Annotated in this window: 11 protein-coding genes; 1 reads left to right on the top strand and 10 read right to left on the bottom strand. The window is 70.1% G+C overall.

The features are described 5' to 3' along the window. Window positions 1-161: 161 nt before the first annotated feature. The gene (locus tag Q333_RS0104790; protein ID WP_029415604.1) at window positions 162-1,040 is read right to left on the bottom strand and encodes a DUF4232 domain-containing protein; all 879 of its coding nucleotides are present in this window, start codon (window positions 1,038-1,040) and stop codon (window positions 162-164) included. 125 nt (window positions 1,041-1,165) lie between these two features. Here Q333_RS0104790 and acs point away from each other — a divergent pair, with 125 nt between their 5' ends. Further along, window positions 1,166-3,097: an acetate--CoA ligase gene (acs, locus tag Q333_RS0104795; RefSeq protein ID WP_029415605.1), complete on the top strand. Its 1,932-nt coding sequence runs from the start codon at window positions 1,166-1,168 to the stop codon at window positions 3,095-3,097. Window positions 3,098-3,143: 46 nt separating this feature from the next. Here the strand turns inward: acs and ftsW are convergent, their stop codons facing one another. From ftsW to Q333_RS0104840, 9 genes are read right to left on the bottom strand one after another with little or no spacing between them, the layout of a single operon-like run. After that, window positions 3,144-4,340: a putative lipid II flippase FtsW gene (gene ftsW, locus Q333_RS0104800; RefSeq protein ID WP_029415606.1), complete on the bottom strand. Its 1,197-nt coding sequence runs from the start codon at window positions 4,338-4,340 to the stop codon at window positions 3,144-3,146. Window positions 4,341-4,346: 6 nt separating this feature from the next. Beyond that, on the bottom strand, window positions 4,347-5,882 hold the full coding sequence (locus tag Q333_RS0104805) for a Mur ligase family protein (RefSeq protein ID WP_029415607.1): 1,536 nt from the start codon (window positions 5,880-5,882) through the stop codon (window positions 4,347-4,349). Continuing rightward, window positions 5,879-6,988 (bottom strand): phospho-N-acetylmuramoyl-pentapeptide-transferase, encoded by a 1,110-nt coding sequence (mraY, locus tag Q333_RS0104810; RefSeq protein WP_029415608.1) that lies wholly within the window; start codon window positions 6,986-6,988, stop codon window positions 5,879-5,881. The genes Q333_RS0104805 and mraY overlap by 4 nt, the downstream gene beginning before the upstream one ends. Beyond that, on the bottom strand, window positions 6,988-8,403 hold the full coding sequence (locus tag Q333_RS0104815) for a UDP-N-acetylmuramoyl-tripeptide--D-alanyl-D-alanine ligase (RefSeq protein WP_029415609.1): 1,416 nt from the start codon (window positions 8,401-8,403) through the stop codon (window positions 6,988-6,990). Before Q333_RS0104815 ends, mraY begins: the two co-directional genes overlap by 1 nt. After that, window positions 8,396-9,850, bottom strand: coding sequence for a UDP-N-acetylmuramoyl-L-alanyl-D-glutamate--2,6-diaminopimelate ligase (locus tag Q333_RS0104820; RefSeq protein ID WP_029415610.1), 1,455 nt, complete (start codon window positions 9,848-9,850; stop codon window positions 8,396-8,398). Before Q333_RS0104820 ends, Q333_RS0104815 begins: the two co-directional genes overlap by 8 nt. After that, the gene (locus Q333_RS0104825; RefSeq protein ID WP_035293826.1) at window positions 9,847-11,583 is read right to left on the bottom strand and encodes a peptidoglycan D,D-transpeptidase FtsI family protein; all 1,737 of its coding nucleotides are present in this window, start codon (window positions 11,581-11,583) and stop codon (window positions 9,847-9,849) included. Before Q333_RS0104825 ends, Q333_RS0104820 begins: the two co-directional genes overlap by 4 nt. Next, window positions 11,580-12,023, bottom strand: coding sequence for a cell division protein FtsL (ftsL, locus tag Q333_RS0104830; protein WP_029415612.1), 444 nt, complete (start codon window positions 12,021-12,023; stop codon window positions 11,580-11,582). Before ftsL ends, Q333_RS0104825 begins: the two co-directional genes overlap by 4 nt. Then, window positions 12,020-12,970 (bottom strand): 16S rRNA (cytosine(1402)-N(4))-methyltransferase RsmH, encoded by a 951-nt coding sequence (rsmH, locus tag Q333_RS0104835; RefSeq protein WP_029415613.1) that lies wholly within the window; start codon window positions 12,968-12,970, stop codon window positions 12,020-12,022. Before rsmH ends, ftsL begins: the two co-directional genes overlap by 4 nt. Then, window positions 12,967-13,434: a division/cell wall cluster transcriptional repressor MraZ gene (locus tag Q333_RS0104840; RefSeq protein WP_029415614.1), complete on the bottom strand. Its 468-nt coding sequence runs from the start codon at window positions 13,432-13,434 to the stop codon at window positions 12,967-12,969. Before Q333_RS0104840 ends, rsmH begins: the two co-directional genes overlap by 4 nt. Window positions 13,435-13,631 lie beyond the last annotated feature (197 nt).

Below are 13,631 nucleotides of genomic sequence, written 5' to 3' on the forward strand. Positions count from 1 at the left end.
CGTTCAGAGCGTCTCAAACGGAGCGGGCGTTGATTTTACTCGCTGATTCCGGGCGTCGTTGGATGATTGAGAAAAACAGCTCGCGATCCTTCGTCGACCCGCAAGGGGCGAAGGGACGTAGAGCGCGATCCCGGCAACCGCCAGGCTTCCGGGACGGCGCCTCAGGCCGCTTCGGGCGAGGCGGCGATCTCTTCCGTCGCGCGGATCGGGTTGACGCGGATGCGGCCGCCGCAGGGCGTGAGGCTCAGGGGCAGGGCCAGGGTGGCGGTGTCCGGGCCGAGGCGGACGGTGACGCGCGCGGCCGTCGGGCAGGTCGTCTGGCCCTGGGCCTCGTTCGGCACGACGTTCCAGGCGATGTCGAAGAAGGCGCGACCGCCGGCCAGAAGCGTGACCGGCGCGGCCGTGCCGGGGTTCTGGTCCGAGCGTACGCCGGTGACTGGGCGGCCGTTGGCGTCGAGGAGCGACACGACGGGATAGCCCGACAGGGTGCACGACGCGGTCCCGGCGTTGGTCAGGGTCAGGATCTGGGCGCGGTTGCCGGCGCCCGCGTCGCCCTCCCCGGCCGCAAGACGGAGATCGGCCGTGCGACAGGCGATCGCCGTCGCGCCGGTCGGGGCCTGCTGGCCGGGCGGCGGAAGTTCAGGGTTGGCGGACGGGCGGCTGCAGCGTTCCAGAACGGCCGTGCCGACCTGATCGTTCGGACCGATGCGGCTGAGCGTCACCTCCTCCTGGCCGTTGCGGCTGGCGGTCCACCACTCCAGCCCAGAGCCGACGTAGCGCGCGCCGCTGCCCGAGACGGCGATGCGCATGGCGTAGGTCTGGCCGTCGTAGATCACCTGGGCCGTCTCGGTGTCGATGTACTGGGCCTGGACAGTCTTGCCGCTCTCGCAGGCGTAGCCGATGGCGGGCGCGGTCGGAGCCGGGGCGGCGACGGGCGGGGCCTGAGGCACGGGCGCTGCCGGCTCTGCGGCTTCGCGGTTGCAGGCGGCGAGCGAAAGGGCGCCCATCAGGACGACGGCGAGCGGACGGGTCGATGTCATGCGGGTCTCCGTTGAACGCCCAAGCTTAACGCCGTTCGATGACAATGGCTGCGCTTGTTTGCGGGTGAGGCGCGGCTTGGCCGGGCCGGGGCTCGCCCGCTAAGGTCGGGACCAAGGAGCGCCCCATGACCGACCGCGACCTCTATCCCGTGCTACCGGAATGGGCTGCGCGCGCCCACATGAACCGGGAGGCTTATGAGGCGGCGCGCGTCGCGGCCCGGGACAGGCCGGACGTGTTTTGGGCCGAGCAGGCGAAGCGGCTGGACTGGATCACGGCGCCGACGGTGATCAAGGACGTGTCGTTCCGGCAGGAGGACTTCCGCATCCGCTGGTTCGCCGACGGGGTGTTGAACGTCTGCTTCAACTGCGTGGACCGGCACCTGCCCGAGCGGGCGGACCAGACGGCCATCATCTGGGAGGGGGACGAGCCGGACCAGTCCGGCGGCCTGACCTATGCCGAGCTGCACCGCGAGGTGTGCCGCATGGCCAATGTGCTGAAGTCGCTCGGGGTCAGGAAGGGCGACCGGGTCACGATCTACCTGCCCATGATCCCGGCCTCCGCCGTGGCCATGCTGGCCTGCGCCCGGATCGGGGCGGTCCATTCGGTGGTGTTCGGCGGGTTTAGTCCGGACAGCCTGGCGGGGCGGATCGAGGACTGCGGCTCGCGGCTGGTCATCACCGCCGACGAGGGCCTGCGCGGCGGAAAGCGCGTGCCGCTGAAGGCCAACGTCGATGCGGCATTGGAAAAGGTGGCGGTCGAGACCGTTCTGGTGATCAGCCACACCAACGCCGACGTGCCCATGACCGGCGGGCGGGATTTTCGTTATGGCGAGCTGAAGCACGGGGTCTCGGACGAGTGCCCGTGCGAGCCGATGAACGCCGAGGATCCGCTGTTCATCCTCTACACCTCGGGCTCGACCGGAAAGCCCAAGGGGGTACTCCATACGACGGGCGGCTATCTGTTCTGGGCGTCGTGGACGCATGAACTGGTGTTCGACTACCGGCCGGGAGAGGTGTTCTGGTGCACCGCCGACGTGGGCTGGGTGACGGGGCACTCCTATGTCGTCTACGGGCCGCTGGCGAACGCGGGGACGACCCTGATGTTCGAGGGCGTGCCCAACCACCCGACCGTCAGCCGGTTCTGGGAAGTGGTGGACAGGCGCAAGGTCGAGATCTTCTACACGGCCCCCACCGCGCTGCGAGCCCTGATGCGGGAGGGGGACGGGCCGGTGCAGGCGACCAGCCGGCAGTCGCTGCGCCTGCTGGGAACCGTCGGCGAGCCGATCAATCCGGAGGCCTGGCGCTGGTACCATGAGGTGGTCGGCGAGGGCCGGCTGCCGATCGTGGACACCTGGTGGCAGACGGAGACGGGCGGGGTGCTGGTCTCTCCCCTGCCCGGCGCGACCGACCTGAAGCCGGGGTCGGCGACGAAGCCCCTGCCGGGCGTGGAGCTGGAGCTGGTCGACGCCGAGGGCGCGGTGCTGCAGGGCGCGACGAGCGGCAATCTGGTGATCACCGACAGCTGGCCGGGCCAGATGCGGACGGTCTATGGCGACCCGCAGCGGTTCTTCGACACCTACTTCAGCGCCTATCCGGGCAAGTACTTCACCGGCGACGGCTGCCGGCGGGACGAGGACGGCTACTACTGGATCACGGGGCGGGTGGATGACGTGATCAACGTCTCGGGCCACCGCATGGGCACGGCCGAGGTCGAGAGCGCGCTCGTGCTGCATCCGGACGTGGCCGAGGCGGCGGTGGTCGGCTTCCCGCACGACATCAAGGGCCAGGGCATCTACGCCTATGTGACGCTGAACGCCGGGGTGGAGGCCACCGAGGCCCTGCGCGCCGAACTGGTCGCGCATGTGAGGAAGGAGATCGGGCCGATCGCGGCGCCGGACGTGATCCAGTGGGCGCCGGGCCTACCCAAGACTCGGTCAGGCAAGATCATGCGGCGGATCCTGCGAAAGATCGCGGAGGGAGAGACCGGAGCGCTGGGCGACACCTCGACCCTGGCCGATCCGACGGTGGTCGAGGCCCTCGTGGCGGGCCGGGACTGATCTCGAACTCACAGCCTCGAGCGCCGCTTGGTCGGGGCGGCGAGGTCTACCTAAGGCTAAGCATCCGGCGCGGACGGTACAGGCTGGCCCCGGGCTCATAGGCCCCCGGCCGTCGACGGGTCAGCGCCAGCGCGAACCCCATCGTCAGCCCCATCGCCAGCATGGACGAGCCGCCGTAGCTGATGAAGGGCAGGGTCATGCCCTTGGTCGGGATGAGGTTCAGGTTCACCGCTATATTGATGCAGGCCTGCAGCCCGAGCAGCATGAACAGCCCCGCCGCCGCCGTCTGCTCGAACGGGTCGTTCAGCATCCGCGCCTTCCGCATGCCGCGCACGACGATGAAGGCGTAGAGCCCGATCATGATGAGGCTGAGGACCAGGCCGAACTCCTCGGCGCCCACGGAATAGATGAAGTCGGTGTGCAGGTCGGGCACCGAGCGCTTCATCACGCCCTCGCCGATGCCGCGCCCGACCAGGCCGCCGGCGCGGATGGCCTCGGACGCGCGGTCGATCTGGTGAGTGTCCTCGGCGCCCGGGGAGACGAACTTGGCCACGCGCGACTGGACGTGGGGGAACAGCAGATAGATCCCGGCCAGACCCGCCGCCCCGATACCACCCAGCACCGCGACCCAGCGCAGCGGCACCCCGGCCATGAAGAAGACGGCCATGAAGGTGGTGGTGATCAAGAGCGTCTGGCCGATGTCGGGCTGGATCAGCAGGAGCGCCACGACGACAGCGTAGGTCCCGAAAGCGATGGAGACGCCGGGCACCCCCTGCCCCTTCTGGCCTTCGGAGAACATCCAGGCGGCGAAGACGATCAGGGCGGGCTTGGCGAACTCTGATGGCTGCAGGCTGAATGGGCCCAGATCGACCCAGCGCGCCGCGCCCTTCACCGTGTCCCCGATGAACGGGAGCAGCATCATCACCACGATGGCACCCAAAAGCGCCAGCACCGCGATCCGCCGGACGCCGCGCGGGGAGAGCAGCGACATCAACAGCATGCCGGTCAGACCGCCGGTCGCGAAGACGATCATCCGCCAGGAGTAGTGGAACGGGTCGGTGATCGATTCATCGGCCAAGATGGCGGCGGGCGAGGAGGCGAAGCTGAGGGCGACGCCCAGGAACATCAAGGCCAGGGCCGCGCCCAGCAGCGCGCGATCGACCGTCCAGAACCATTTGGCGATGGGGCTGGGGTCGTTGCGGCTGAACGGCGGGACGTAAACTGTGGCGGTCGCCTCGGTCATGGTTTCTCAACCTTGAACGAAAGGCGTAGCTCCGAAGTTAAGAACGGCAGCGCGAAAGGCTTCTCCGCGCGCCTCGAAGTCGGGGAACTGGTCGAAGCTGGCGCAGGCCGGCGACAGGAGGACGACCTGGGGTCCTTCCGTCTCGGCGGCCTCGGCGGCGTCGGCGGCGGCCTGACGCACGGCGGTGGCCATGTCGCGGCAGAGGGTGTGGGGCGTGGAGGACAGGGTGCGCGCGAAATCCTCGGCCGCTTCGCCGATCAGATAGGCGTGGGCGACGCGGGGGAAGAGGTCGGTCAGATCCTCGATCCCCCCGTCCTTGGCGCGACCGCCGGCGATCCAGAAGACGCGGCCGTAGCTGGACAGGGCCTGACGCGCGGCGTCGGCGTTAGTGGCCTTGGAATCGTTGATGAAGCGCACGGCGCCGAGGCGAGCGACCTCCTCCATCCGGTGAGCGAGGCCGGGGAAGGTCATGAGGCCCTGGACGGCGGTGTCGTGCGGGACGCCGAGCGCGCGGGCGGCGGCGTAGGCGAAGGCCGCGTTCTGGGCGTTATGGCGCCCGGGGAGCGAGCGGGCGGGGGCGAGGTCGATGGCCTTCCCGTCGGCATGCAGAAGGCCGGGCCACGCCCATGTCCCTTCTCCCCTTGCGGGAGAAGGTGGCTCGCGAAGCGAGACGGATGAGGGGTGAAACTCGGTGTGGGTAGGGTGGGCTGGCGGCAAAGTCTCCTGTGCGACCGCGTACCCCTCATCCGGCCCTGACGGGCCACCTTCTCCCGCAAGGGGAGAAGGGAGACTTCGCACAGCCTCGACCCTCACGCCACGTTCGCCCAGCGCGTTCGCTATCGCCTGCCCTTCCGCCTCATCGATGCCGATCAGCGGCACGGCCTGCGGCCCCAGCGCCTGGAACAGCCGCGCCTTGGCCGCGACGTAGCCCTCCATGCCGCCGTGGCGGTCGAGGTGGTCGGGGCTGATGTTGGTCAGGATGGCGACGTCGGGGGCGAAGCTGGTGGTCAGGTCGAGCTGATAGCTGGAGACCTCGATGACGTAGACAGCCTCCGGGGTCGGGGCGGGAAGCGCCAGGACGCCGATGCCGATGTTGCCGCCGACATGGACGGTCAGGCCCGCCTGCTTGAGCACCCAGCCGATCAGGGCCGTGGTGGTCGACTTGCCGTTGGTGCCGGTGATGGCGACGACCCTCGGACGCCGGCCCTCAGGTAGTGCGGCAAGGGCGCGGGCGAACAGCTCGATGTCGCCGATGACGGGCACGTTGGCCGCCTTGGCCCTGTCAACGGTCCAGTGCGGCTTGGGATGGGTCAGGGGCGCGCCAGGCGAGAGCACAAGCGCCGCGAACCCGGACCAGTCGGCGGCGGTCAGGTCCTCGACGGCGAAGCCTTCGGCCTCGGCCTGCATGCGCGACGACACGCTGTCGTCCCACAGAATGGGCTGTGCACCACCGGCCTTCAGCGCGCGGGCGGCGGTGAGCCCTGAGCGGCCCAGGCCGAAAACGGCGACGCGGCGCCCCTCGAAGCCGGGGACCGGGATCACCGCAGTTTCAGCGTCGACAGGCCGATCAGGGCCAGCATGGCCGCCACGATCCAGAAGCGGATGACCACCGTGGATTCCGGCCAGCCCATCTTCTCGAAGTGGTGGTGGATCGGGGCCATCAGGAAGATGCGCTTCTTGGTGGCCTTGAAGTAGGCGACCTGGATCATCACCGAGGCGGCTTCCACCACGAACAGGCCGCCGACGATGCCCAGCACCAGCTCATGCTTGGTGGCCACCGCGATGGAGCCAAGCGCGCCGCCCAATGCGAGCGAGCCGGTGTCGCCCATGAAGATCTTGGCCGGCGGGGCGTTGTACCAGAGGAAGCCCGTGCCTCCGCCGATGATGGCGGCGCAGAAGATGGCGAGCTCGCCCGATCCCGGCACATGGTGGACGCCAAGATAGTCCGAGAAGATGAAGTTGCCGACGAGATAGGCGATGATCCCGAAGGCCGCCGCCGACATCATCACCGGCACGATGGCCAGACCATCCAGCCCATCGGTCAGGTTCACCGCATTGGAGAAGCCAACGATCGTGAAGGCGGCGAAGGCGACGTAGAACCAGCCGATGTTCAGCAGCACGTCCTTGAAAAACGGAAAGGCGATCGAGGTCTCCAGCCCCGGCGAGGTCGGCGACCGCGTCATCCAGAGCACCACGAGAACGCCCGCGACCACCGACACGGCGATCTGGGCCGCCAGCTTCTGCTTGGACGTCAGGCCGGCCGAGCTCTGCTTGGTGACCTTGGCGTAGTCGTCGACGAAGCCGAGCACGCCGAAGGCGGCGGTCACCAGGGACACGATCCAGATGTAGGGGTTGGTCAGGTCTCCCCACAGGAACACCGCCACGCCGATGCCGGCGAGGATCATCAGGCCGCCCATCGTCGGCGTGCCGACCTTGGACAGGTGGCTGACGGGGCCGTCGGCGCGGATCGGCTGGCCCTTGCCCTGCTTGATCCGCATCCAGGAAATGAACCGGCTGCCCATCGCCACCGCGACGATCATGGCCGTGGCCATGGCCAGGGCGACCCGCACCGTCTGGTACTGGATCAGGTTGAGCAGGGGGTAATCCTGCGCCACGTCGGCGTAGTAGAGATACAGAAGATAGAACATCAGGCCCCCGCTGTGTCCGCCCGCTCTAGCCGTAGGAGCGCCGCCGCCACAAGCGACGCCTTCGATCCGTTCGAGCCCTTCACCATGACGATGTCGTTCGGCCCGACGAGGTCCTCCGCCTGCTCGGCGAGGTCGGCGGCGGTCGGGGCCCAGACGCCCCGGCGCTCGGGCGCGACGGCGTCGTAGAGGTGGCGCATCTCGGGGCCTGCGGCATGGACCACGTCGATGGCGGCGGCCTCGATCGGCTCGGAAAGCCCGGCGTGGAGCACGCGAGACTGGTCGCCCAGCTCGAGCATGTCGGTCAGGACGACGACGCGACGTCCGCCGCGCTGGATCGCCTTGGCCCCCAGCGACAGGAAGCCCGCCTTCATCGACAGGGGATTGGCGTTGTAGCTCTCGTCGATCAGGGTGAAGGTGCCGCCGGCTATATGGACCGTGCGGGTCTCGCCCCGCCCCTTCAGCGGCTCGAACTCGCCGAGCGCGGCCAGCGCCGTCTCGACCGGCACATCCAGCGCGTCCAGCATGAGGATGACGGCCAGGCTGTTGAGGCCCCAATGGAAACCAGACTGGCGGAGCGGGAAGACGTGGGTGCGACCCCACACCTGGGCGGTCACGCGCGCGCCACCATCGAACGGGGCGAAGTCGATCAGGCGGGCGTCGTGGAAGGTCTCCGACCCGAAGGTGGCCACCCGCGCGCCGACGTGCAGCGCGGCCTGATGCAGGGTCTCGAACCAGGGATTGTCGCCGTTGACGACGGCCAGGCCGCCGGGGCCGAGGCCCTGGAAGATCGACGCCTTCTCGCGCGCCACGCCCGCCTCGCCATCCGAAAACGCCTCGATGTGGACCGGGCCGACGGTGGTGACGCAGGCCGCGTGCGGCTGGACCTGACGAGACAGGGGCGCGATCTCGCCGGGCGCGTTCATGCCGATCTCGAAGACCGCCCGCTCGACCGAGGCCGGCATGCGGGCCAGCGTCAGGGGCACGCCGATGTGGTTGTTGTAGCTCTTGATCGAGGCATGGGCCGGACCCGCCAGATCGAGGCCGGCCTTGATGGCTTGGGTGACGCTGGTCTTGCCGACGCTGCCGGTGACGGCCCCACGCCGGATGTGGGGGGCGCGGTCGCGGGCGGCGGCGCCCAGCGCCTCCAGCGCCTTCTGCGTATCCGGCACCACGATACAGGGGCCGCCGTCGACGGGACGCTCGACCAGGGCGCCGGCCGCGCCCGCTTCGAAGGCCGAACCCGCGAAATCATGGCCGTCACGCGCGCCCTTCAGCGCCAGGAACAGGTCGCCCGGCTGGATCTCGCGGCTGTTGTAGGTGACCCCGGCGACGTCGAAGACGCCGCCTTCGATCCGGCCGCCGGTGGCCAGGGCGATGTCTTGCGCCGTCCACAGCGGCGAGTTCGTATCAGGCATGCAGTCTCAGGGCCTCGGCGACTTCGGTGGCGTCGTCGAAGGGGTGGGTCACGCCGCCGACGATCTGGCCCTGTTCATGCCCTTTTCCGGCGACGACGACCACATCTCCGTCCTTCATCATGCCGATGGCCTCGCGGATGGCGGAGCGGCGGTCGCCGATCTCCAGCGCGAAGGGGCAGCCGGTGCGGACCTCGGCGCGGATCGCCTCGGCGTCCTCGGAGCGCGGGTTGTCGTCGGTGACGATGGCGATGTCGGCCAGACGCCCGGCGATCTCACCCATGATCGGCCGCTTGCCCCGGTCGCGATCGCCGCCCGCGCCGAAGACGACGATCAGGCGGCCGGTGGCGTGGGGGCGCAGCGCCTTCAGCACCGTCTCGAGACCGTCGGGCGTGTGGGCATAGTCGACATAGGCCTCGCCGCGACCCGGTCCCGCGATGCGCTGGAGCCGTCCGGCCGCGCCAGTGATGTGTTCCAGCGCCGCCAGCGTCCGCCCTGCGTCCTCGCCCGAGGCGATGCACAGGCCCGCCGCGACCAGGGCGTTCGAGGCCTGAAAGGCGCCGGCGAGCGGCAGAAGCACCTCGTGGCGCTGACCTCGGACGTCGAGGATCAGGCGCTGGCCCTCGGGCACGGCGCGGCGCTCGATCAGGCTGAGGTCGCGGCCCCGCTCGCCCACGCCCATGACGCCCAGCCCGGACATGATCGAGGCGGCGGCGAACTCGGAATAGGCGTCGGAATCGGCGTTCAGGACGGCGGTGCGACCGCGCGGCAGCAAGGTCTCGAACAGCCGCAGCTTGGCCTCGCGATAGGCCTCCATGGTGCCGTGATAGTCGAGGTGGTCCTGGGTCAGGTTGGTGAAGGCCGCCGCCTTCAGCGTCACCCCGTCCAGACGCCGCTGGTCGATGCCGTGGGACGAGGCTTCCAGCGCCAGATGGGTCACGCCGCCTTCGGCCAGCGTCGCCAACAGGCGGGCGGCGTCGGCGGCGTCGGGGCTGGTCAGGCCGGGCGGGGTCAGGGCCTCGGTGGTCTTGCCGGACTGGGCGACGACGCCGAGCGTGCCCATGCTGGCGGACTTCCGACCCAGCGCGGCCCAGATCTGACGGCAGAAGGCGGCGACCGAGGTCTTGCCGTTGGTGCCCGTCACGGCCACGCAGGTGGCGGGCTGGGCCCCGTAGAAGCCGCGCGCGGCCAGAGCATAGGCCCGACGCACGTCGCCGGAGCGGACCAGCAGCGGGGCGACCCCGTCGGGCGTATCCTGGGGCGCGAGGACAGCGGCGGCGCCCTGCGCCAGGGCCTGGGGGATGAAGGCGCGGCCATCGGCGGCCGTGCCCGGTAGGGCGACGAACAGATGGCCGGAGGCGACCTTGCGGCTGTCGGCGGTGATGCCGGTGATCTCCGGGTCCGATGGGACGTCGCGGCGCAGCAGGTCGGACAGGCGGACCGCGCTCATTGGGCCGCCTCGACGGGCGCGGGCGGGTCGATGCGGCGCTGGACACCGAGGAAACCCGCTATGCGGTCGATGACGCGGCCGACGACCGGGGCGGCCACGGCCCCGCCCAGGCGCGAGCCCTGGCTCGGCTCATCGACCAGAACGAAGACGACGTAGCGACGTGCCGTGTCCGGCCCGTCCGCCGGAAAGACCGAGGCGAAGGAGCCGACGCCGTGAGAGGCGTCGTAGCGGCCGTTGACCAGCTTGTTCGCCGAGCCGGTCTTGCCACCGACGCGCAGACCTTCCGCGTCCGCCGAGCGGCCGGAACCGCGCAGCACATTGGCGCGCATCAGCTCGCGGATAGCGGCCGAAGTCTCGGGGCTGACCACGCGACGGCCCTCATCACCGGTTCCGCCGCGCCGTAGGGTCAGGGGACGATAGACGCCGCCGTTGACCAGGGCCGCCGTCGCCGCCGTCATCTGCAAGGGCGTGATCATGATGCCGTAGCCGAACGAGAGCGACGCGCGGGTCGAGTCGTCCCACTGGCGCGGACGGCGCGGCCGGGCGCTTTCCTTCAGCTCGATGGGTGCGGCGTCGAGCAGGCCCAGGCGCTGGAAGTAGTCGCGCATGGTGTCGGCGCCCATTTCGACCGCCAGACGCGAGGTGCCGATGTTGGAGGAGTGGATGAACACCTCCTCCAGCGACAGGATCTTGTTGGTCGCGTGGAAGTCCGCGATCCGGCGGTTGCCGATGTAGAAGGCCTCGGACGCATCGATCATCGTATCCAGGTCGGCCCGGCCGGTGTCGAGCGCGGCGGCGACGGTGAAGGTCTTGAACACCGAGCCCATCTCGTAGTGGGCCGAAGTGACGCGGTTCAGGGTGGCCCCTTCCGGCGCGTCGCCCCGGTCGTTGGGATCGAATGTCGGCCACGACGCCATGCCCAGGACCTCGCCGGTCGTGGCGTCGGCGACGACGCCCACGGCGCCCTTGGCCCCGGCCTCGGTCGCGGCGGCGGCGAGTTCGTTCTCCAGCACGCCCTGGACGCGCAGGTCGATGGACAGGGCGAAGTCCTGGCCCTGCGCCCCCGCCTGACGGATGGCGTCGTCGAATGCCAGTTCGGCGCCGGAGATGCCCTGCCCGCCCGTATCGGCCGCGCCGATGACGTGGGCGGCCGCGGTCCCGAGCGGATAGACGCGGCGATCCTCGGGCTCGAAGGAGACGCCGCCCAGGGCGAGCGCATGAACCGCCTGACGCTCGGCCGGGGTCAGGCCCGGCTGGACGATCAGGCGGCGATCGCCGTCCAGAACGCGACGCAGGCGGCGCGCCGAGACGCCCGGCAGGGCCTGGCGGATCTGGCGGAAGGCGGCCTCGCGGTCCCAGACCTCGGTCGGGTCGATGTAGAGGCCGTAGTGGGTGATGTTGGTGGCCAGAAGCGCGCCGTTGCGGTCGGTCAGGTCAGCGCGCTGGAGGGCACCGGGGGCGGAGGCGAAGCGGGCACCCCCCTGGGGAGCCAGAAGCGCGGCCCGGGTGGCTCCGGCCGCCAGCAGGACGAAGACCCCGATGAACAGCGCCTGGATCAGGACGATGCGGACGCGGGTGTCCTCTTCCGGCTTGGCGTCTGCGCGGGCGCGCTCAAAGGCGTGCTCGACGAACCAGATCGCCTCCGACAGCCAGCGCAGCCAGGGCGAGACCGCCGAGGTCACCGGGCGGGCGCCGGGCGCGGGGCGGAAGGCGCGGTGATCCTGAATGGTCATCGCACCGGCTCCTCAGCGGAGGCGACGACAGGCTCGGCCGAGGCGACGTCGGAGGTCGGCCCGGCGTCGTCGGCAGCAGCCTCAGCAGGCGCCGCCGCGACCGGCACCGGCTCGGGGAGAGGGACGAGACGGTCCAGCGCGCTCGCGTCCGCCTGACGCTCCATCTCGACGGGCGCGAGACCGGCGGTGCGCGACAACGCCTCCAGACGTCCGGGCTGCTCCAGGCGGGCGGCCTCGGCGCGGAGCAGACGGACGCGCTGCGTCGTCTCGGCGATCTCGCGCTCCAGCTGGGCGATCTGGGCGCTCTCGCGGGCGGCGGCGGCCTTGGCGACGTAGACGCCCAGCACCAGGGCGACCACCACTACCGCCAGGATGATCTCGATCCAGCGGATGCCGCGGACCTTCCAGTCGAACAGGGTCTGTACCGGGTTGCGGGTCATGCCGCCGCCCTCCAGGCCGGGGCCTCGGTGCGCACGGCGGCGCGCAGACGGGCCGAGCGGGCGCGGGGGTTGGCGGCGAGCTCAGCCGCCCCGGCCTCACGCGCGCCCTTGAACGACAGGACGAAGCTGGGTTTGCGGGTCTCGACCGCGACCGGGGCGTGGCGCGAGCCGCCCGGCGCATTGCCGCTGCGCTCGGTCAGGAAGGCCTTCACGATCCGGTCTTCCAGCGAATGGAAGGTCACGACCACCAGACGCCCGCCCGGCGACAGGGTCGCCTCGGCCGCTTCCAGCCCGGCGGTCAGCTCGCCCAGCTCGTCGTTCACGGCGATGCGCAGCGCCTGAAAGGTGCGGGTCGCCGGATGGGTCGGAGCCCCGCGCCGGCCGCCCAGCGCCTTCTCCACCACCTCGGCCAGATCCAGCGTGCGGGTGAAGGGATGGCTGATCCGGCGGCGCAGGATGGCGGTGGCGATCCGGCCCGATTGACGCTCCTCGCCATAGAGCTTGAGGATATGGGCCAGCGGCCCGTGGTCCCAGGTGTTGACGATGTCGGCGGCGCTCTCGCCCTCGCCCGACATGCGCATGTCCAGCGGCCCGTCGCGCATGAAGGAGAAGCCGCGCTCGGCCTGGTCCAGCTGCATCGACGACACGCCGATGTCGAACACCGCCCCGTCCAGCCGCGCCTTGCCGCTGTCGGCGAAGGCCTCGGCCAGGCCAGAGAACGGCGTGCGGACCAGCTGGAACTTTCCGGGGAAGTCGTTCGCGACGGCGTCGGCGTGGGGCTGGACCGTCGGGTCGCGGTCGAGCGCAATGACCTCGGCCCCCGTCGCCAGGATGGCCCGGGTGTAGCCGCCCGCGCCGAAGGTCGCGTCGACCACGACGTCGCCGGGCTTCGGGGCCAGGGCCTCGATCACCTCGGCCAGAAGGACAGGCGCATGCGGGCCGCTCACTGGTCGTTCCCCGGCAGGCGGCGACGCGCGAACTCGCCGCGCTCGCGCATAGCCTTGCGGGCCAGCTGGCGACGCTCTTCCTTGCGGCCCATCCAGCGGGCGCGATCCCAGATCTGGAAACGCGGCCCCATGCCGACGATGACCACGTCTTCCGACAGGCCAGCGTCCTCGATCAGGCCCTCGGGCAGGGTGATGCGGCCGCCGGAATCGTAGGCCAGCGGCTTCTGGCCGGCGTACACCGTCTCTTCCAGCGCGGTGCGCCAGTCGTCGCCGAAGGGCAGGCTTTCGATCAGGGCGACATACTCGGCCATCAGCTTGTCGCCGCCGGCCTCCAGACAATCGGATTCCACCGAGAAGAAACAGAACACCCCGTGCTCGGCGCCGTTTTCGGGCGTGCGGAACTCCTGGGGGATCAGGAGACGGCGCTTGCCGTCCAGCTGCTTCTCATAGGTCGAGAGAAACACGCCCTGCCCACCCGGACCCGTCGGCCCGTCCCTGAACTCATCCCCGCGCCCGACATGCCGGCGCCGCACCCCAACTCAGTGATTGGGATAGCATGGGATGGAATGGGTCTCAATGGGATTAGTTGACGAGATTTAACCACGATGCCCGGGTGTGGCCGGCTCTAGACTGAACAATTAGGAACATACACAGAACAGAC

Source organism: Brevundimonas bacteroides DSM 4726 (genome assembly GCF_000701445.1).
Taxonomy (GTDB): Bacteria; Pseudomonadota; Alphaproteobacteria; order Caulobacterales; family Caulobacteraceae; genus Brevundimonas; species Brevundimonas bacteroides.